Origin of the sequence: Mesorhizobium sp. M2A.F.Ca.ET.037.01.1.1, assembly GCF_003998075.1 — a bacterium.
In the GTDB taxonomy this organism is placed as follows: Bacteria; Pseudomonadota; Alphaproteobacteria; order Rhizobiales; family Rhizobiaceae; genus Mesorhizobium.
Genome location: NZ_RZSA01001598.1, coordinates 1 through 790, shown reverse-complemented (window position 1 = coordinate 790; position 790 = coordinate 1). Strand labels below are relative to the sequence as shown.

1 protein-coding gene is annotated in these 790 nt (G+C 63.7%); it reads left to right on the top strand.

Features of this window, described 5'->3' with window-relative positions:
- Positions 1 to 11: 11 nt before the first annotated feature.
- Positions 12 to 790, top strand: a 779-nt coding sequence (locus EOA27_RS38615; RefSeq protein WP_145970911.1) for an ATPase, T2SS/T4P/T4SS family, incomplete at its 3' end; no start/stop codon positions are given.

The window sequence follows — 790 nt, the reverse complement described above, 5'->3', positions numbered from 1 at the left end:
CGACGGGAACGATGACGGCCGAGCGGCCGGCCGTGCCGGCGTCCACCGCGCCGGCTGCGCCGCCGGCTCGCCGTCCCGTGGAGGCGCCGCCGATGGCGCCCGAGCCGCCAAGAAGGATCCAGCGCGAGCGCTCAGAGACTTACTACGACACCAAGAGCCAGGTGTTCTCCGCGCTCATCGACACGATCGATCTGTCGCAGCTCGCCAAGCTCGATCCCGAAAGCGCGCGCGAGGAAATCCGCGACATCGTCAACGATATTATCGCGATCAAGAACTTCGCGATGTCGATCTCCGAGCAGGAGGAGCTGCTTGAAGATATCTGCAACGACGTTCTGGGCTATGGACCGCTGGAGCCGCTGCTCGCCCGCGACGACATAGCCGACATCATGGTCAACGGCTCCAAGAACGTCTACATCGAAGTCAACGGCAGGGTCGAACAGACCGGCGTCCGCTTCCGCGACAACCAGCAGCTGCTCAACATCTGCCAGCGTATCGTCAGCCAGGTCGGCCGTCGTGTCGATGAATCGAGCCCAATCTGCGACGCGCGCCTGCCCGACGGCTCGCGCGTCAACGTCATCGCGCCGCCGCTCTCCATCGACGGCACCGCGCTCACCATCCGCAAGTTCAAGAAGGACAAGCTGACGCTGGACCAGCTGGTCAAGTTTGGCGCCATCTCGCCGCAAGGCGCGGAAATCCTCAAGATCATAGGCCGTGTCCGCTGCAATGTCGTCATCTCGGGCGGCACCGGCTCCGGCAAGACGACGCTGCTCAACTGCCTGACCAACTATAT